Annotated in this window: 15 protein-coding genes and 2 tRNA genes; 8 read left to right on the forward strand and 9 right to left on the reverse strand. The window is 42.6% G+C overall.

The window, feature by feature from the left end:
- Positions 1-19: 19 nt before the first annotated feature.
- Positions 20-2,191, reverse strand: a complete 2,172-nt coding sequence (locus R8N28_RS19400) for a TonB-dependent receptor (protein WP_005376064.1) — start codon at positions 2,189-2,191, stop codon at positions 20-22.
- An 89-nt stretch (positions 2,192-2,280) separates the two neighbouring features.
- Positions 2,281-3,018, reverse strand: a complete 738-nt coding sequence (locus R8N28_RS19405) for a siderophore ferric iron reductase (protein ID WP_065275332.1) — start codon at positions 3,016-3,018, stop codon at positions 2,281-2,283.
- 419 nt (positions 3,019-3,437) lie between these two features.
- Between R8N28_RS19405 and R8N28_RS19410 the strand changes: the two genes are divergently transcribed.
- Positions 3,438-4,769: an anaerobic C4-dicarboxylate transporter gene (locus R8N28_RS19410; RefSeq protein ID WP_065275333.1), complete on the forward strand. Its 1,332-nt coding sequence runs from the start codon at positions 3,438-3,440 to the stop codon at positions 4,767-4,769.
- A gap of 87 nt (positions 4,770-4,856) precedes the next feature.
- Here R8N28_RS19410 and R8N28_RS19415 read toward each other — a convergent pair whose 3' ends face one another.
- Entirely contained in the window at positions 4,857-5,345 is a 489-nt protein-coding gene (locus tag R8N28_RS19415; protein WP_005387978.1) for an NYN domain-containing protein, read from the reverse strand.
- A 119-nt stretch (positions 5,346-5,464) separates the two neighbouring features.
- Between R8N28_RS19415 and R8N28_RS19420 the strand changes: the two genes are divergently transcribed.
- Positions 5,465-5,905, forward strand: a complete 441-nt coding sequence (locus R8N28_RS19420; RefSeq protein WP_017820187.1) for a DUF4174 domain-containing protein — start codon at positions 5,465-5,467, stop codon at positions 5,903-5,905.
- Between the two features lie 16 nt (positions 5,906-5,921).
- Here R8N28_RS19420 and cobA read toward each other — a convergent pair whose 3' ends face one another.
- The 4 genes from cobA to nirB form a co-directional block, all read right to left on the reverse strand.
- Positions 5,922-6,680, reverse strand: coding sequence for a uroporphyrinogen-III C-methyltransferase (gene cobA, locus R8N28_RS19425; protein WP_065275334.1), 759 nt, complete (start codon positions 6,678-6,680; stop codon positions 5,922-5,924).
- A 173-nt stretch (positions 6,681-6,853) separates the two neighbouring features.
- Entirely contained in the window at positions 6,854-7,705 is an 852-nt protein-coding gene (locus R8N28_RS19430) for a formate/nitrite transporter family protein (protein WP_025767739.1), read from the reverse strand.
- 194 nt (positions 7,706-7,899) lie between these two features.
- On the reverse strand, positions 7,900-8,223 hold the full coding sequence (nirD, locus tag R8N28_RS19435; RefSeq protein ID WP_005387969.1) for a nitrite reductase small subunit NirD: 324 nt from the start codon (positions 8,221-8,223) through the stop codon (positions 7,900-7,902).
- A gap of 13 nt (positions 8,224-8,236) precedes the next feature.
- Complete coding sequence (gene nirB / locus R8N28_RS19440; RefSeq protein WP_065275335.1) at positions 8,237-10,801, reverse strand: nitrite reductase large subunit NirB; 2,565 nt, start codon at positions 10,799-10,801, stop codon at positions 8,237-8,239.
- 527 nt (positions 10,802-11,328) lie between these two features.
- Between nirB and rnk the strand changes: the two genes are divergently transcribed.
- From rnk to R8N28_RS19465, 5 genes are all read left to right on the forward strand, one after another.
- Complete coding sequence (gene rnk, locus R8N28_RS19445; RefSeq protein ID WP_005390213.1) at positions 11,329-11,736, forward strand: nucleoside diphosphate kinase regulator; 408 nt, start codon at positions 11,329-11,331, stop codon at positions 11,734-11,736.
- A 238-nt stretch (positions 11,737-11,974) separates the two neighbouring features.
- Positions 11,975-12,934: a GGDEF domain-containing protein gene (locus R8N28_RS19450; RefSeq protein WP_025767735.1), complete on the forward strand. Its 960-nt coding sequence runs from the start codon at positions 11,975-11,977 to the stop codon at positions 12,932-12,934.
- A 227-nt stretch (positions 12,935-13,161) separates the two neighbouring features.
- Positions 13,162-14,148 carry an ABC transporter substrate-binding protein gene (locus R8N28_RS19455; RefSeq protein WP_065275336.1) on the forward strand — a complete coding sequence of 329 codons (987 nt, stop codon included), beginning with the start codon at positions 13,162-13,164 and terminating at the stop codon, positions 14,146-14,148.
- Positions 14,149-14,281: 133 nt separating this feature from the next.
- On the forward strand, positions 14,282-15,487 hold the full coding sequence (locus R8N28_RS19460) for a GGDEF domain-containing protein (RefSeq protein WP_226977227.1): 1,206 nt from the start codon (positions 14,282-14,284) through the stop codon (positions 15,485-15,487).
- Between the two features lie 235 nt (positions 15,488-15,722).
- Positions 15,723-16,715: an LLM class flavin-dependent oxidoreductase gene (locus tag R8N28_RS19465; RefSeq protein ID WP_005376038.1), complete on the forward strand. Its 993-nt coding sequence runs from the start codon at positions 15,723-15,725 to the stop codon at positions 16,713-16,715.
- Positions 16,716-16,720: 5 nt separating this feature from the next.
- Here R8N28_RS19465 and R8N28_RS19470 read toward each other — a convergent pair.
- A tRNA-Cys gene (locus R8N28_RS19470) sits at positions 16,721-16,794 on the reverse strand.
- Between the two features lie 36 nt (positions 16,795-16,830).
- Positions 16,831-16,917 (reverse strand) — tRNA-Leu (locus R8N28_RS19475).
- A 300-nt stretch (positions 16,918-17,217) separates the two neighbouring features.
- On the opposite strand from R8N28_RS19475, the gene R8N28_RS19480 reads away from it, so the two are divergent.
- Complete coding sequence (locus tag R8N28_RS19480) at positions 17,218-18,147, forward strand: CHAD domain-containing protein (RefSeq protein WP_065275626.1); 930 nt, start codon at positions 17,218-17,220, stop codon at positions 18,145-18,147.
- Positions 18,148-18,205: the final 58 nt, after the last annotated feature.

Consider the following 18,205-nt stretch of genomic DNA (forward strand, 5'->3'; position numbering starts at 1 on the left):
TATTCGGAGAGAGTTAGCTTTAGTATTCGACACTGTAGTTCAGTGTGAATGTGCGACCTCTTCCTTTGTAGTCGTACGCTGCTGCATCGTAGTGTGCTGCATAAAGAATCTGCGCACGTTGTCCCCAAGCGGTTGTGTAGTCTTCGTCAAATAGGTTTTGAATACCAAAACCTAACTGCCCGATAGGTAGTGTTACGTTACCAAGAAGATCAAACGTAGTGTATCCATCTAGTTTATTGTTTGCGTCATCTTCGTAATCAAACATCGTCTGGCTTTGTAAACGTACTGAATAGCCATCCTGATAGTAAGCCGCCCACGCGTTCGCTTTTGATGTACTTGCTTTACCCGCGCTTAGATCTTCCCACTTACCGTTGGTTTTAAGCTCAGAAACCACATAGTGACCTGATGCACCTAACAAAATATCACGGTTTACCCAGTAGTTAATGTTTGCTTCGGCACCGTATACACGTTGCTCGTCATCAACATTGGTGATTAGGAGCGTCTTCTTGTCATACTTGATTGAGTTATCCGAAACCGAGTAGTAACCCGCCGCTTGCAGTGCGACAGTATCCGTATCTAATCGGTAACCAATTTCATAGCTGTCCGTTTTGATGCCCGACATTTTTGAGTCAGATACATTAATGCTATTGTTCAACGCGTAGTGACCATTTGCATCCGCGGCATCGTAGCTACCTTGGCCGTAGTACTTTGCAGGATCAGCGAGTTCGAAACCTTGAGAGAAGTTCGCCCAAAGCTGAGATTCATCGTTAAGCTGATAAATGGTGCCCAAATTAAATAAGCTCACAGAGTAGTCAGTGCTGCCACCTGGTACCGCATCCGCTGATACACCATTACCCGATGCGATCTTCTTTTGTATACTATAGGCAACAAAATCATCAATCTTATTGTCCATGTATTGGTAGCGGTAGCCTGCTTGTACTGACCAATCTTGATTGATTTGGTAATCCCCCTGGACAAACATTGCGTAAGACGCCACATCAACATCAGGGTAACGCCCCACTTCGGCATAGGTTCGATTAATTAAGTTCCCAGAGCTGTTCGCAATGGTTGGATCGAACAGAGCCTGGTTACTTTCAAAACGGTCTAAGTACGCATCGACACCATAAACAAGTTTGAATGACTCCCAGCTTTTAGCTAACGCTAAGCGCCCAGCAAAAACTTCTGTTTTTTGTTGAGAGGCACTTTGGTAATAAGGAGTAAAGGTTTGGTCTTCACTACGGTAAGATAACTCGCCTATCAGTTGATGACCGAATACGCTGTCGTGAGCGTAGTTCGCACTTAAGAGAACTCGCTCTGTACCATGTTCACGGTCGGAATCGAACCCCTCTCGTACATCAACAAATTTATTGTTAACAATGTACAAACCGTATGGCGAATCTTGCTGGCTGTCATAGTATTGTGCGACAAGGTTTAACTTGCTGGCATCGGAGATTTGAATCTCGGTCGATCCCATAACATCGAGCGTTGAATTATACTGCAAAGAGCCCTGTGAAATGTCTGGGGTGACAATGTCGCCATTTGCGTCAAATGCACCTTGTGTCTCGGTGTACACAACCGAACCTCTAGCGGTAATTCGCTCATTACCACCCGAGATAGACTGAGCGAGTTTGTAATCAAAGTCATCGCTGCTATTAAAACCTGTAGTGCCACTCACGTAGGATTCAAACGACAAGTCATCCGAGTACGCTTTCTTGGTGATAATGTTAATAACACCACCAGTAGCGCCTGCCCCATAAATGGAGGTTGCACCAGATAGTACTTCAATTCGCTCGATGTTGAATGGGTCTATTGCGTCTAACTGACGACTAATCGGGCGAGAAGACTGTAACGAGACACCATCAATCATTACCAACATTGCTCTACCGCGAAGGTTCTGACCATAGTTAGTTCGACCACCGGTGCCGACGTCTAAAGAAGGGATGGTTGCAGAAAGAATATCACCCAGTGTCTTGCCCGCACGATATTGCTGAGCAATCTCTTCTTGGCCAACAAACCAAACCGTTCCTGGAATATCGGAGATCGATTTCGGCATCACACTGCCTACAACAACCAATTGCTCATCGCTCGGAGTCGATGTTTGTTGAAGATCTTCTGCTGCTATTGAGCTAACTGCGTATCCACTGCTCATCGCAAGTACGATGAGATTGAAAGAAAACGTCCTTTTCATCATTGTATTTATCTTTTTGTTGTCAACAAGAGCATGCAATGATACTTATTCTCACTCTCAAATCGAGCACTGTTACACAAGTTAAATAAATGTTAATTAAGAACCTTCTTGCTCATAAGCTGTCGATTTTCCTCTAAACGAGGACAATCTGCACAAAGCTTTCTGCCTTCACACTTATAGACTAAACAACAACTTTTTCTTACTAACTTTAGCGGCTGATCAGATTCCGTCTCATGAAGTGAGCGGCTATTATCAACATCCAAACCCATTGCGCTTAGCCACAAGACCGCATGCTCCTGAAGTGTCGAGTTAGTCATTTGCGGAAAGCGCTGTTGGAGACGAATTAAACAAGCCATGATTCCGTCCGACATCAATTGATGGGTGAAGCCAGGACGAATGCGTGTCCATTGACTCATCTCTTGTTGATAGAAGTCGAACAGTTCTCGGATTTGACGCCCCGCCTCTTTTATCAACGCTTCTGGCTCGCCATGTATATGCGCTTCGTCGGCGAATCGGTACCCAGAAACAAAACAAGGTTTGAGGTGCTGCGCTATCTCGCGAATGTTTGGCAACGTGTGGTAACCGTAAATAGAGATGAATGCGACATAAACTGGCTGCCAACAAAGTAAATCCCACGTTCTTGTCAACCAATATGCTTTTCCCGCTTCCGGATGAGCCTCCGAGATTTGCTGGTAAAGGCCTTGGATGATCGGGGTGATATCATTCTCGATATGGATAGCTTCTTGCCCTATCTCGCCGATATCACCGTGTAGATAAGGTGTAATCTCACTCGAAGTTTGAAACAGTTGCGGGAAAAATTGCTCAGACATGATGGCTTATTGTTGGTGTAGTCATTCTGACACCTTTATACCCAAGCACCAATCGCAATGCAAACTATTATCCTTTGCGTTTTCATAACAAAGAAGCACTCTTAGGGTTAGTTATGAATGTATTTCCGCGTTCTGTGAAACTGTAAGGTCTGGTTACGTATGCGATGAATAGCAACAAACTCTTAAACCTCTTCGCATTTAACGCTCACATGATCGCAAAAATACACAGCATAAAAACACCCTGATAAAACTGTGTTAACAGTTCCCCTGTGTAGCGTGAGTTATTGCCAATAATTGAATATTGCTGTTTCTTATCTAGCGGATTGTGAACAACATGAAGTATTTTCTTTCTGAATATCGAGACAATACAAAGAGGTAATTTGGCTATGTAGCCCTCTGTTTTGAATAAGGAAATCCACATGTTGTATCTTGAGTTTCTATTTTTGCTCGTGATGCTGTATATCGGCTCACGTTATGGTGGTATAGGCCTTGGGGTCGTATCCGGAATTGGCTTGGTGATTGAAGTCTTCATCTTTAAGATGCCGCCAACCTCTCCTCCTGTCACCGTTATGTTGATCATTTTAGCGGTGGTAACATGTGCTTCCATTCTTGAAGCCGCTGGCGGTTTGAAATACATGCTGCAAGTTGCCGAGCGTGTGCTTCGTAAGAACCCAAAACGCGTCACCCTTATTGCTCCGTTCGTGACTTACTTTATGACCTTCCTACTTGGTACAGGTCACGCGGTTTACTCTATCATGCCAATCATTGGCGACGTTGCACTTAAAAATGGCATTCGTCCAGAGCGTCCTATGGCTGCCGCTTCTGTCGCGTCTCAAATCGCAATCACAGCCTCGCCAATTTCAGCAGCAGTGGTTTACTACTTGGCGCAACTCTCCGACATTCAACACGAGATCACTCTGCTCTCAATTCTGCTCGTTACTGTACCTGCAACGCTATTCGGTACGTTGTTGATGTCACTTTACAGCCTAAAGCGTGGTAAAGAGCTAGACGACGATGAAGAATACCAAGAGCGTTTGAAAGATCCAGTGTGGAGAGAAAAAATCCTCAACACAACTGCAACGTCTCTTGATGAAGTACTACCAACAAGTGCTCGTAACTCTGTATTGCTGTTCATTGCTTCTATCTTGGTTATCGTCATTATCGCGATGTGGCCAGACATTCGTACCATCGTAGATGGCTCGAAGCCAATCAGCATGGCAGTTGTGATTCAAATGATGATGCTCTGCTTCGGCGGTATCATTTTGCTTGCGACCAAAACTGACCCGCGTGACGTACCAAATGGGGTGGTATTTAAATCTGGTATGGTGGCGGCGATTGCTATCTTCGGTATTGCATGGATGTCAGATACCTACTTCCAGTACGCTATGCCTCAATTTAAATCTGGCATCGTAGAGATGGTAACCAACTATCCTTGGACATTCGCGCTTGCGTTATTCATTGTGTCGGTTGTGGTGAACTCTCAAGCTGCAACGGCTCGCATGATGTTGCCTGTTGGTCTCGGCTTAGGTTTGGAACCTGCGCTGCTTATCGGCTTGATGCCAGCGGTATACGGCTACTTCTTTATTCCAAACTACCCTTCAGATATCGCGACTGTGAACTTCGATACCTCGGGCACAACTAAGATTGGTAAGTGGTACTTCAACCACTCATTCATGTCTGTGGGCTTAATCGGCGTGATTAGTGCGTGTTGCTTGGGTTACTTGCTAGGGCAAATGATCATTCCTTCGTAACTAGCCAAATCAACGATAAATTAGAGGCGAGTCATTGTACGTTTTCGTACAGCCTGAGTGACTCGCCTTTCTTTATTGCACTATTAACTACAGCAAGAAATCGTCATCAATCGCGACAAAATTGTCGGCACAATCAATCAGAGTTTGAGATGTAAGTTTAGGTACACCATAAACGGTCACCGTTTTATTGAAGCGCTGCTGAATTCTCTCTACTAGCAGACTAAAGTCTCCATCTCCCGAAACTAGAATCACTTCCTCAACTTCGGGAGCAATTTCAATTGCATCGAGAGTAATACCCACATCCCAATCGCCTTTCGAGCTGCCATCACGACGCTGGATGTAGGGTTTAAGCATCACCTCAAATCCAACACCGCGTAAAATGTGATGAAACTGACGTTGTTTTGGATCGTTACTCGCGATGGCATAAGCACGAGCACTTACCACCTCTTTCCCTTGTGTGGCGACATACCAAAACTGGTTGTAATCAAAATTGCTTCGATACGCTTCGCGACAGGTGTAATACACATTCTGTACATCAACCAAAATGGCGATTTTTTGTTTGCTTTCCGAACTCATCTATTTCTACGCTCAATTTATTTGCTGCCTACCCTATGCCAGTTTTGGAAAAAGCACAATGAGCCAATTCCACTAAACTTAACGTATAAAAAGTTATTTGGGTTTCTAGGGGAACTGTCATGGGCGGAAAGTTACTAGTGATACTGCTTTCTTGTATCTTGTCATCGACAGCATTTGGTTATCCAGCGCACTCCAAATACTGGCCACATAGAAGTGTGCTCTACTTTGCGCCGGAAAATGATGAATACGTCAAACAATTCTTGCTAGAAACACTTATGAATGAGTGTGAGTTGGAAGACAGAGATGTCGTCACACTGGTCATTACAGAACAAGGTTATACTTTTCCTGCTTGGCTTAAAGAAGAGTTCGACCTAAAAATGCTAGCTCGTCTTTATGCGGTCGAAAAAGGTTCTCATACTGCTATTTTGCTTGGTAAAGATGGTCTAGAAAAGCACCGTTGGGGCGCAGAAACAGACTGGCCGTTTATCAACAACCTCATTGATCAAATGCCTATGCGTAAGCAAGAAATGCAGAGGCAACAAAGCCCCTGTAAAATATAGTCACTTCTGGGCAGTATTACTTTGCGAACCAATCCAATTTGTTGTGCAGCTGAGTAACGCTACCAACCACAATCAATGCTGGGCTCACGGCTTGCTCTGCCATGCTCGATAGCTCGTTCAACTTTCCTTGGAACACGCGCTGCTCTGGGCGCGTACCGTTTTCAATAATGGCGCATGACATCTCAGGGTCTAAGCCGTGAGTGATCAGCTTATCCATAATATGGCCGCTTTGCTTTAAACCCATGTAGAACACAAGCGTGTTGTTGGATTGCGCCAGTGAATGCCATTCAATCTCACGACCATCTTTTTGTACGTGACCAGTGATGAATTGAACGCTTTGCGCATAGTCGCGGTGTGTTAATGGAATACCAGCATAAGCCGTTGCACCCGCTGCCGCTGTGATACCCGGAACCACTTCGTATTTGATACCAAATTCCGCTAGTTCTTCTAGCTCTTCTCCACCACGGCCAAAGATAAATGAATCACCGCCCTTCAGGCGCACAACACGTTTACCTTCTTGCGCTTTTTGCACCAAGATTTGGTTGATTTGATCTTGAGGCACACAGTGAAAGTCTAATTTTTTACCTACGTAGATCATCTCTGCTGATGCATGAGCCAATTCTAGAATGTCTTTCGACACCAAACGGTCGTATACAACAACTTCAGCCGCTTGAATGGCTTTTAAGCCTTTTACTGTGAGCAAATCAGGATCACCAGGACCTGCACCAACAAGAGAAACAAAGCCGCTGTTTAAAGATGAGTTAACAGTTGTCATATCAACGCCTATCGAAAATTTGGACATAAAAAGTAACACTCAAGTCATTAACTCAAGGTTAAAATCACCCCAAGGAGTTATTACTTTTTATAGCTAAATCAATACAATACTTATCGAAAGTTAAATGAGTTGAATAGCCCTACCTACCATAGGTAGGGCCAGATAAAAGCGGTTTATTTTGCGATTGCAGGCTCTGCTTTTACTTCTTCTTCAACTACGTTGATAGAAGGCGCTGTTTTCGCGTGAGTTAGGTACAGTGGAATACAAGTCATTACGAGACCACCGACAATATTACCTAGAATGGTTGGAATAAGGTTGAAGTTCAACCAAGTCGCGATACCAAAATCCGCACCTAGAATCATACCTAGTGGGAATAGGAACATGTTTACTACGGTGTGTTCAAATACTAGCGCAAAGAAGATGAAAATTGGGAACCACATCATTGCTACGCGACCAGACACCGAACGTGCCGTCATGTTGCCGATAACGCCTAGACACACCATTAGGTTACAGAAGATGCCGCGTACGAAACATGTGATCCATCCGTCCATACCCATGTTTTCAAAACCAAGGCTACGCGCGGTAGAAACAGCCACAAATTTCTTCGCTACTGCGTTCAGTTCTAGAGAGAAGTTACCTGTTAGAGAGATAGCCACTAGGTAAGCAACGATCAGAGAACCGATAAGGTTACCCAAGCCTACAAGACCCCAACAACGGAAGATACGACCCCAAGTGATGCCCGGACGGTTAGCAAACTTAGCCAGAGGCGCTAGACCAAAAACACCGGTTACTAGGTCATACCCCATCACACTTAGAATTACGAAACCAACGGGGAAAACAAGTGCTCCTACAAGACCGATACCCGTTTGTACAATCGCGGTAATAGCAACCACCACCGCAAGCGAAAGAATAACGCCAGCCATCGTACCGCGAAGCAGAAGGTCTCGCGTGCTTGTATTGGTTTTCGCTTCACCAACATTGATCATGGTTTGCACGAATTCTGCAGGCTTAAAATCAGTAGACATGAATGTGTCCTTATCCAAAATTGAAAGTTAAAAAGTTAAAGATTGAATAGAGAAAGGCTTCCCGTTGACACCTGAACGCTGTCTACAACACCTCGCTTCCCTGTTCCCCTGAGATGATGCTTGGAAAGCCTTTGTCTATTGAATCTAGGTTTCAGTTCATTCCCTCCCCTAAGAGGAGGGAATGAAAACCAAGCTTACGCAGAGATTTCTACTTCGCCGTTGGTTACGCGGGTTTTGTACGCTTTCACGCTAAAACGCTCGTCTTCCATGCACGCACCTGTTGTCAGGTTAAAGCGTTGCTTCTTAAGTGGGCTAGCCACCCAAAGCTCGCCTTGGTGCTCACAGATCAAACCGCGAGAAAGCACGTTTGATTGGAAGAACGGGTCTGTGTTGCTGATCGCCAGCACTTCTTCTGCTTGTGTTGGGCGGAATACCGCAACTTGCTGACCATCAACCAGTGCACAAACACCTGTGCCCGGTACGATGTCGCTGATTTGGCAAATCTTTTCAAATGACATAATCAACCTTCCCTTATGCTTCAGTGATCGCTACGTGTAGGATGTCGCCTTTCGCTTCAGGATGTTTTTCCGTGAAGGTTGCAGGGCGGTGCTGTTCACGCTCTTGTACAAACACAACGTTTTCATCGCGCTTGTCAGAGTTGATGAAGTGCGCGAAACGAGTCAGTTGTGATTCGTCGTTGATGGTCGCAGTCCACTCACACTCGTACTCGTCTACAAGCTTCGCTACATCAGCTTCTAGTTGAGTGTTGATGCCAAGTTTGTCTTCAACAATCACTTCGCGTAGGTAGTCAACGCCACCTTCCATGTTTTCCATCCAAACTGATGTGCGTTGTAGTGGCGCAGCAGTACGGATGTAGAACATCATGAAGCGGTCGATGTACTTGATTAGTGTTTCTTTATCTAGGTCACTTGCAAGTAGGTCTGCGTGACGAGGTTTCATACCACCGTTACCACATACGTACATGTTCCAACCTGCGTCAGTCGCGATAATACCAAGGTCTTTACCTTGTGCTTCCGCACACTCACGAGTACAGCCAGAAACACCGAACTTCATCTTATGAGGTGTACGAATGCCTTTGTAACGGTTCTCGATGTAAGAACCCAGACCAACAGAATCTTGAACGCCGTAACGACACCACGTTGAGCCAACACAGGTCTTCGCCATACGAAGGGCTTTTGCGTACGCTTGACCTGTTTCGAAACCAGCGTCGATAAGCTTGCGCCAGATCTCTGGAAGATCGTCTTTTTGAGCACCAAACAGACCAATACGTTGAGCACCGGTTACTTTGGTGTATAGGTTGTATTCTGCTGCAACGTTCGCTAACGCACCCAGTGCTTGAGGTGTTACTTCACCACCCGCCATACGTGGGATAACAGAGTAAGTACCGTCTTTTTGGATGTTACCTAGGAAGTTATCGTTCGTGTCGTGCAGCTTAACCAGTTGTGGCTTAAGAATGTACTCACCCCAGCAAGAAGCCAAGATAGAACCAGCCAGTGGTTTACAAACTTCACAGCCGTAACCTTTACCGTATTTCTCTAGAAGCTCATCAAACGTTTTGATCTCTTCAATACGGATTAGGTGGAACAGCTCTTGGCGTGAGTATGCAAAGTGCTCACACACGTCGTTCTTCACTTCGATACCAGATTTAGCAAGCTCAGCATTTAGAACAGACGTCACTAGAGGAATACAACCACCACAGCCTGTACCCGCGCCCGTCACGGCTTTGATGTCGCCCAATGTGTGGTGCCCATCAGCAACCGCCTGTGCGATCTTGCCTTTTGTCACGTCGAAACAAGAACAGATCACTGCGCTTTCTGGTAGAGCGTCTGCACCTAGTGCTGGTTTCTCAGCGCCTGCGTGTGCAGGAAGGATCAACGCATCCGGGTGTTCTGGTAGGTCGATTTCGTTCAACATAAGTTGAAGCAGGTCGCCGTAGTCAGACGTATCGCCAACCATAACCGCGCCAAGCAGTTTCTTGTTGTCTTTAGAAACGATAAGACGTTTGTAAACTTCTTGTTCTTCGTTCTGGTAAACGTAACTCTTACAGCCTTCAGTACGACCGTTCGCGTCACCGATTGAACCTACTTTTACACCCAGAAGTTTCAGCTTCGCAGACATATCAGCGCCTTCGAATTTGCTTTCTGTGTTACCTAGTAGGTGATCAACGGCAACTGTCGCCATCTTGTAGCCAGGAGCAACAAGGCCGTAGAACATTTCGTTCCAAGACGCACATTCACCGATAGCGTAGATGTTCTCATCAGAAGTCTGACAGTGGTCGTTAATAGCAACACCGCCACGAGGTGCCACTTCTAGCTCCATTTGGCGTGCTAGTTTGTCTTGTGGACGAATACCTGCAGAGAATACGATGAAGTCTGTTTCTAGCTCTGAACCGTCAGCAAAACGCATAACGTTGCGTGCGTTTGTGCCTTCTGCCGCAATCTCAAGCGTGTTTTTGCTGGTGTGAACGTTCACGCCCATACGCTCGATCTTTTGACGAAGTTGGTTACCACCAGCAAGGTCAAGTTGCTCAGCCATTAGCTTCGGTGCGAACTCAACAACATGCGTTTCTACACCCAGTGCTTTCAATGCGCCTGCTGCTTCAAGACCTAGCAGACCACCACCGACAACAACGCCTGATTTGCTCTTCTTCGCACACGCTTCGATCGCTTTAAGATCTTCGATAGTACGGTAAACAAAACAGTCTTTGCTTTCGTGACCTTTGATAGGTGGAACAAATGGGAATGAGCCAGTAGCAAGAATCAGCTTGTCGTATTGAACTTCGCGACCAGTGCTTGAGTAAACAATGCGGTTTTCACGGTTGATGTTGATCGCGCGTTCGCCGATCAGCATGTTAATACCGTGTTTCTCGTAGAAGCCTTCTTTTACTAAAGAAAGTTCATCTGCAGTATGGTGAGAAAAGTAAGAGGAAAGGTGCACACGGTCGTATGCGACACGAGGTTCTTCACAGAAAACCGTAATGTCCATATTAGACATATCAGCTTTCTCGACTAAGTCTTCAATATAACGGTGCCCTACCATACCGTTACCGATGATTACTAGCTTCAACTTGCTCATTATAATTCCTAAGGGTTAGGTTCTTATCACTGAGCTCATTGTTAATTGTGAAAGAAAATTAATACATGATGTAAATCAATTACAATTTCAAACTACCCTAAAGGGGTAGATGAACGTATTTATCTGACTATTGCGAAATAAAAAGTAATTTATTAACGGATATTGGTAGTTTTAACAAACTGAGATAACCGAAGCCATGCTAGCAACGGACTATACCGTTTTGCTTTTATGAAGTTAGGCTGACCATCGAAACCGAGCACACCTACGATAAATCCTGCTTTGCTTCTAAACGACGCACTCACTTGACTTCACCGTTTCAAGGTGATCAGAGAACAATATCTGAAGTGATTGAAAGATTTAGAAAAATCAAGCTTCACAACAAAAATTTTTTACTAGCTAAGTCGCACTATAAAGACTAAAATCGGGTTTAGTTCATATGGAATAGCGTCCATATGATTGATACCGTAATTGACATATAGAGTGCCGTCCCATTTTTGTGAGGCGGCCTTTTATTTGGGAGTCATAAAATGTCAGAAAACAATTCTATCTACATCTCAAGCTTAGATATGAACCGAATCACTGCTTTGTTGGATAAAATGCCAAACATCGCAGCGGAGCTTGTGGAATTAGAAGCAGAGCTCGACCGAGCAACAGTTCTTGAGCCAGAACAAATGCCAGATAACGTGGTCACGATGAACTCGACTGTAGAGTTTAAATTTTCAGGTGAAGATAGAACCATGACAAAGACACTGGTTTACCCTTCTGAACTGAAAAGCAGTGATGATATCTCTATTTTTGCACCCGTAGGCAGCGCACTGATCGGTTTGTCTGTCGGCCAAAAACTTGACTGGCCAATGCCAAATAATCAAGTGAAGACAATTGAAATTGTCGATATCACATACCAACCTGAGCGTTGTGGTGCACTAAACCGCTAACCCTCAGTAGTCCCGGTGCAAAGGCCTCCATTTAAGACTTTGCACCAGGAGAGCCCCTCGCTTACCCCCTATTTCCTTCTTTGTTTTCCAAGCATTTACTTTACTGCTCTTAAGTAACATCACCGATTCTTTATTATTTACCGCATATTCAATATTTATATCTCCAAGCTCAATCATAGAAATTGCAAAGTATTTTTCGTATATTGTCGCTCCGAAAACGACGTAAATTATGCGCAAAATGGAAGAATATCTAACTCGAATTGCCTGCTTAGAAAAAGAAAATGAAGAGCTGAAGCGGAAGAATGCGCGACTACAAGAAAAGTTGAATGCTGCACTCGACAGTAATGGACTGTGTTTGTGGGAGCAGCATATTCCTTCAGGTACTTTGACGATATTCAATATGCAGTGGGGCAAAATGCTAGGTTATCAGCCCCATGAGTTAACCGCGACGGTTGAAACGTGGAAAAACAATCTCCACCCTGAAGATTATGATCTTGCGGTGGGTGCATTTGAAGATCACCTAGCAGGCAAGACCGACCTTTATGAGGTAGTGCATCGCATGATTCATAAAGACGGCAGTGATAGCTGGGTCTACGATCGAGGGCGCATCGTCGAGTATGGTTCTGATGGCGAACCACTACGGATGATGGGCACTCATATCGATATTACAAAAGAAAAGCGTTATGAGCAGCAACTGGCCAAGTTGGCTTCGAGTGATCCATTGACTGGATTGTTAAATAGAAAAGCAATTGAGGAAAACTTTAATCATCAACCTCAAACCGAACCGTCTCAGCAGTCTGCTTTAGTGTTTGTTGATATAGATAATTTTAAAGCAGTTAACGACCAGCTAGGCCATCATACTGGCGACACCCTCCTCATCAATATCGCCAATAGCTTAACAGAGCTTGCGTCAAGCAAGTCTCAAGTTGGACGCATAGGAGGCGATGAATTTGTTATCTTAAACTGGCATTCAAGTCGAGAGGAAATATCCCAACTTTGCAATCAACTCTTAGATTCAATCATTCCAGCGATAAATCAAGACTTACATAAAGTAACGATAGGAATGAGTATCGGTGTTTGTCTCTTTAACAAAGGAAAGCAACCGTTTAATGAAGTGTATCAAAAAGCCGATCACGCAATGTATGAGATAAAGAAAAATGGCAAAAATGGAGTACAATTTTTCAACTTAAAAAGTTGATATCTCTCCATAAATCATCATGTTATGAAATCAGTCATTTGCTACAACTTGAACTAACTAAAGATAAATTCTTTATATCTAAGCCAGTTACCGAAATTACCCCTAGGTACTCATAAATTTGGCACGATACAAATAAATCCCCTCCTCTCCTAGCATCAACCCAATAAGCAACTACACTCATTTAACTGATAGATTAATTACTACTATTATGAAGGGAGTTGTTTTTGATGGATACAAAACAGATTTCTACAGCTATCATAATTTTAGTTCTTTCTGCATTAGTAGTTGCTTATTTAAAGTTAACAACGGTATCAAATGCTATCCACAAACCTACAACAATCGGTATATCTAAGACGCCTCTGTCAGCCCCTTTTATCATTGCAGAGCACATAGGTGCGTTTGAAGAAAACGATTTAAACGTCGAACTTATCATGTGCTTTGGAGGGGTCGAATGTTCAAACCTACTTCTAGAAAACCATGTTAATTACGCCACTTTTTCTGAAAGCGTACTGATGTTTAAAAGCTTTGAATACAAAGATTTAGCATTAATCACTTCTTTTGCATCTTCTACGAATGATATTAAGCTGCTAACTAAAAAGCGGTCTGGCATAGAAAGTATAGATAAATTACCAGGAAAAAAGGTTGGTGTAATAAAAAAGAGCGCTAGCGAATATTACTTAGACTTGTTGCTACAGGTAAATGACATTGATTTAGAAAAAGTAGAAAAAATATCATCAACAACGCAGGTTATTATAAATCATTTAATGCAAGGAAACGTCGATGCAATATCTACTTGGGAGCCATACGGATTTATGGCCAAGAATAGAATAAATGAAGAAGTAAAGAACATAGGAATTATTGGCGTGTATAAACTTTACTTTTTGCTTGTATCAAAAGAAATACACATTGAAAAATCAGATCAAGAAGTAATGAAAATAATAAAGTCACTTCATCACTCAATTAACTGGATGGATAAAAACCCTCATTTAACAATGAAAATACTATCACAAAAACTTAACACAACAGTTGAAGAAATATCTTGGAGTTGGGATGATTATAACTTTCGATTAAATTTAACGAATTCTTTATTATTTACATTACAATCAGAAGCTAATTGGGCATTAAAACAAAACTATGTAGAAGGACAGATTCCAAATTACAGAAAAATATTTAAAGAAAACTATATCAATTCATATTTTGATGGTCTAGATTAAAATGCATCGTTCGTTAAACCACTATTTAGCATCACTATTCAGTCTAAGCGTAATACTATGTATCAGCGTTATAGTATACATAAGCTTCATAAAAATAGAAGATTATAAAGCCAAGAAACAATTAAACCAAATAATGGACATACAAATATCATTAGAGTCATTAAGTAGTTATCTTTGGGCTTACACTCAAAATAGGGGAAAAAACAATTTCACACAATTCATGATTTCTCATAACAAATTAAACGAATTATTATCTCAAAATGAAGATGTTTTATACCTTACTAAAGACCTAAAAAAAATGAATCTCGAACTGTATTTTTTAGTTCAATACGAAAATAATCATTTACTAGACAAAGATCGCCATTATGATTCAGTCGTAAATTATAATAAATCAAATCCTGTCATACAATCCAGAATAAACATTGTATCCCAGGATATGAATAATGAAATAATATATATTTATAAAAAAATACTTAATAATAAGTCTACAAAACTACAAAATTTAAATTATTACACTCAAGCAGGTATTATTTTTATCTCTCTAGTTGTTATGCTATTATGCTTTTATATAAAAATAAAGTTCAAGAGAAGCTTTCAAAGGTTTATAAATGGAATAAAACAATTAAGCAGGTCAAATTTTGACTATAAAATCCCTTCAGAAAATCAATTCACGGAATTTGAAAATCTGTCTTGTTACTTCAATAAAATGGCGGCATTGTTAAACCACACAACAATATCAAAATCAAAACTTAAAGAAGAAGTAGAGAATCAAACTTCAGTTCTAAATCGTCAAAAAGAAAGTTTGGTATTTTTGTCTGAGCACGACTCCTTAACTAATATCTACAATCGTCGAGCAATAGAAAAACATTTGATCCAGCTTACGCGTAATTTCAGAGGCAGTGAGAATAGTTTTAGTTTGTTTTTTATAGATTTAAATTTATTTAAGGATATTAACGATAGCCATGGCCATGAGGCAGGTGATGCAGTGTTAAAATCTGTAGCTAGTAGATTATCAAGTATTATCGACGAATCAGACATGGTAGGCCGCTTTGGTGGAGATGAATTTATTATTATTCATCGTTCACACACAACAGGTACGTCTCTGTCTGCATGTGCACTACGCTATATCCAAGAAATAGAAAAAGTAATTCATTTTAAAGGTAAAGAGTTATGCGTCGGAGCTAGCATTGGTATTGCACTCTATCCTGAGCATGGGTCGAATGTACATGAATTATTAACAGCGGCAGACAAGTCTATGTATCAGTCAAAACGTTCTAAAGCTAGCTCGTTCACTATTGTCGACAACAGCAGTTCGCTGTTAAAGAGGCCTATGTTTTAATCTAAAGTAGCTGTGGAAACGTTCTACATGCGAATATTCAACGACATCGACCACTGTGGCCACTTACAGTAATAAAGCCGCTTTTATCACATAGCAAAAGCTAAACTCGTAAGCTAAACGCTCTCCAGGCATTGAAGAAAAATAATCCATTGTGAATGGTTAATCCTCCCCTTTTAAACGTCAACTTTCACCACCATATGATAGTTAAGATTCATTAACAGGCTATAACTATCCTATGTCTTTTCCTCGTTTATCTGTTCTGGATTTGGCACCCGTGTCCGACGGAACAAACTTCACCGAAACGTTCGAACGCTCCGTTGAATTAGCTCAATCAATCGAGTCCTGGGGCTATCATCGGTTTTGGATGGCTGAACACCATAACATGCCCGACATCGCCAGTGCCGCAACCAGTGTATTACTCAGTCATATTGGAGCGCACACGAACTCGATCCGTTTAGGATCAGGTGGAATCATGTTACCTAACCATGCACCACTAGTTATTGCAGAGCAATTCGGAACGTTAGAGGCATTATACCCTGGTCGTATTGACCTCGGATTAGGACGCGCACCAGGCACCGACTACCAAACAATGCATGCATTAAGGCGGGAACCAGAGCATATGGATCCTGACTTTGAAGAGCTGTTGGAGGAACTTAATTTCTTTCTTGGTCCCGTATCTCGAAATCAACCAGTCGCGGCTTATCCAGGTAACAACACATCTCTGCCGATTTGGCTTCTGGGGTCGAGTACATACAGCGCACGTTTAGCAGCTAAGAGAGGCTTACCTTTCGCATTTGCTGCACACTTTGCTCCAGATGCAATGTCTCGTGCTCTAAACTTTTATCGAGATGAGTTTGTCCCATCCGAGCATTTAGCTCAACCCTATGTGATGATTTGTGCCAACGTTATCGTAGCGGATACTCAGTCACATGCAGATTTTCTCGCGACAACAGAGAAGCAAAAATTCTTAAAAATGATTCGCGGCAATCGCGAAAAACTTCGCGCACCAGTGAAAAGTATGGCACCACTATGGTCAGCACAGGAAAAGCTTCACGTTGAAACTCAATTACGTGAATCTATCCATGGTGATCAAACATATGTAAGACAGAAAATTGAGAAACTTTTGGAACGCACTGGGGCAGATGAAATTATGGTAAACACGATGGTGTTTGAACAATCTGAGAAGTTGAGATCCTACAGGTTACTATCGGAACTCATGGACAAGTAAAAGAATGGAGGCGCCTCCCGGAGTCGAACCGAGGTCCACGGATTTGCAATCCGCTGCATAGCCACTCTGCCAAGGCGCCTTTCTGATTTTTTATCTCTGTTACCAAAGATTTTGATGGTGCCCCGGGCCGGACTTGAACCGGCACAGCGCGAACGCCGAGGGATTTTAAATCCCTTGTGTCTACCAATTCCACCACCAGGGCAACGCAATCATGCATGGGTTAGACACCATCTATCTCGCGACCTTTGCCGTGAGAACGAGGCGTACTTTAACGGATTAATTTATCTGGTCAACAAAAAATTAGTCTTTTTTATTCAAATGGTTAAAAAGACGACTCTAACGAACAAAGGGCGATCATTTTGCTTATTTGATCATCAATACGCTTTGCTTTCGTGCCTTTTAACCTTCTCATTTTATATCAATGAAGAGCCAACAAATCGCGCAAGTTAACAGTATGGGTATAAACTTAACGTGTATTTCAGAGAACAAAATAGCGCTCATCATGTTTCGAAAACCATCATTTCACTTACCCTTACATGCCGACTCCGAACTCGACTTCGTAGTGCCCCACTTCTTCCTTAGTGAATTTGATTATGCACGCTCTCTGGAGCAGGGAGTCATCGAAGACTTAGATCCTGAATTTACACATCAATATCGCGTCACACTGAGGCGCATACGCTCACTATGCTTACTACTTCGCGAACTGCTCCCTCCTTTTGAACAGCGTATTTTGAAACCTCATTTAAAAATAATGATGAAGAAAACAAATAAGCTGCGTGATTTGGACGTATTTATCTTGGGCAAAAAACAATACATTGAAATGCTCCCAAACCACAAATCGTCTCTTGAGCAGCTTTTTGGCTTTATCGAAGCCGAACGTGCTTACGAACAGGCAAAAGTTACGCGTTGGCTAGCTACAGAAGAATACACAACGCACTGCACTTTGGTCAGGAATAGTCTGCTGCGAAGTACGCAACACGAACCAGTGGATAGCAACGTACCTGCGTTACTCTTCGCAAGCCAAAAAATCTACGATCAATTTAAAGAAGTTGATAAAGCACGGCGCAAGATCTCGGACAAAAGTCGTGACAGCGTGATTCATTCGATGCGGATAAAGTGCAAAGCGCTGCGTTATCTGTTAGAAGGGTTTTCCACGCTCTATCCTTCCCAACAGCACAAAAACAACGTGAAACAACTAAAACTATTGCAAGATAAACTCGGTGACTTTAACGACACTTCAAGTCAAATTGAATTTTTCGCACAACTCAAAGAGACAGCAAATCTCAATAAACAAGATCGTAAGGCTTTGAAAAAGCTAATTAACGTGCTTAGCGAACATCATGAACTCTCTCGCCAAACCATCTTGACGCATTTAAGCCAGTTTGAGTCTTTCATTCGCGATACCAATACACAGAATCTCTACCGACCCTAAATCAAGGTTCACGTATTTTTAATATTCATTAATTACAGTCAACCGTTAGGCTCCACTA

Source organism: Vibrio sp. Vb1554 (assembly GCF_033344235.1).

What these genes read in the sequence shown, in the direction of transcription:
- R8N28_RS19450 (WP_025767735.1), top strand. Translation starts at nt 11,975, where the DNA reads ATGGAAGAATATCTAACTCGAATTGCCTGCTTAGAAAAAGAAAATGAA.
- rnk (WP_005390213.1), top strand. Translation starts at nt 11,329, where the DNA reads ATGTCAGAAAACAATTCTATCTACATCTCAAGCTTAGATATGAACCGA.
- R8N28_RS19405 (WP_065275332.1), bottom strand. Translation starts at nt 3,018, where the DNA reads ATGTCTGAGCAATTTTTCCCGCAACTGTTTCAAACTTCGAGTGAGATT.
- R8N28_RS19465 (WP_005376038.1), top strand. Translation starts at nt 15,723, where the DNA reads ATGTCTTTTCCTCGTTTATCTGTTCTGGATTTGGCACCCGTGTCCGAC.
- R8N28_RS19480 (WP_065275626.1), top strand. Translation starts at nt 17,218, where the DNA reads ATGTTTCGAAAACCATCATTTCACTTACCCTTACATGCCGACTCCGAA.
- R8N28_RS19430 (WP_025767739.1), bottom strand. Translation starts at nt 7,705, where the DNA reads ATGTCTACTGATTTTAAGCCTGCAGAATTCGTGCAAACCATGATCAAT.
- nirB (WP_065275335.1), bottom strand. Translation starts at nt 10,801, where the DNA reads ATGAGCAAGTTGAAGCTAGTAATCATCGGTAACGGTATGGTAGGGCAC.
- R8N28_RS19400 (WP_005376064.1), bottom strand. Translation starts at nt 2,191, where the DNA reads ATGATGAAAAGGACGTTTTCTTTCAATCTCATCGTACTTGCGATGAGC.
- R8N28_RS19460 (WP_226977227.1), top strand. Translation starts at nt 14,282, where the DNA reads ATGGACATACAAATATCATTAGAGTCATTAAGTAGTTATCTTTGGGCT.
- R8N28_RS19415 (WP_005387978.1), bottom strand. Translation starts at nt 5,345, where the DNA reads ATGAGTTCGGAAAGCAAACAAAAAATCGCCATTTTGGTTGATGTACAG.
- R8N28_RS19420 (WP_017820187.1), top strand. Translation starts at nt 5,465, where the DNA reads ATGGGCGGAAAGTTACTAGTGATACTGCTTTCTTGTATCTTGTCATCG.
- nirD (WP_005387969.1), bottom strand. Translation starts at nt 8,223, where the DNA reads ATGTCATTTGAAAAGATTTGCCAAATCAGCGACATCGTACCGGGCACA.
- R8N28_RS19410 (WP_065275333.1), top strand. Translation starts at nt 3,438, where the DNA reads ATGTTGTATCTTGAGTTTCTATTTTTGCTCGTGATGCTGTATATCGGC.
- R8N28_RS19455 (WP_065275336.1), top strand. Translation starts at nt 13,162, where the DNA reads ATGGATACAAAACAGATTTCTACAGCTATCATAATTTTAGTTCTTTCT.
- cobA (WP_065275334.1), bottom strand. Translation starts at nt 6,680, where the DNA reads ATGACAACTGTTAACTCATCTTTAAACAGCGGCTTTGTTTCTCTTGTT.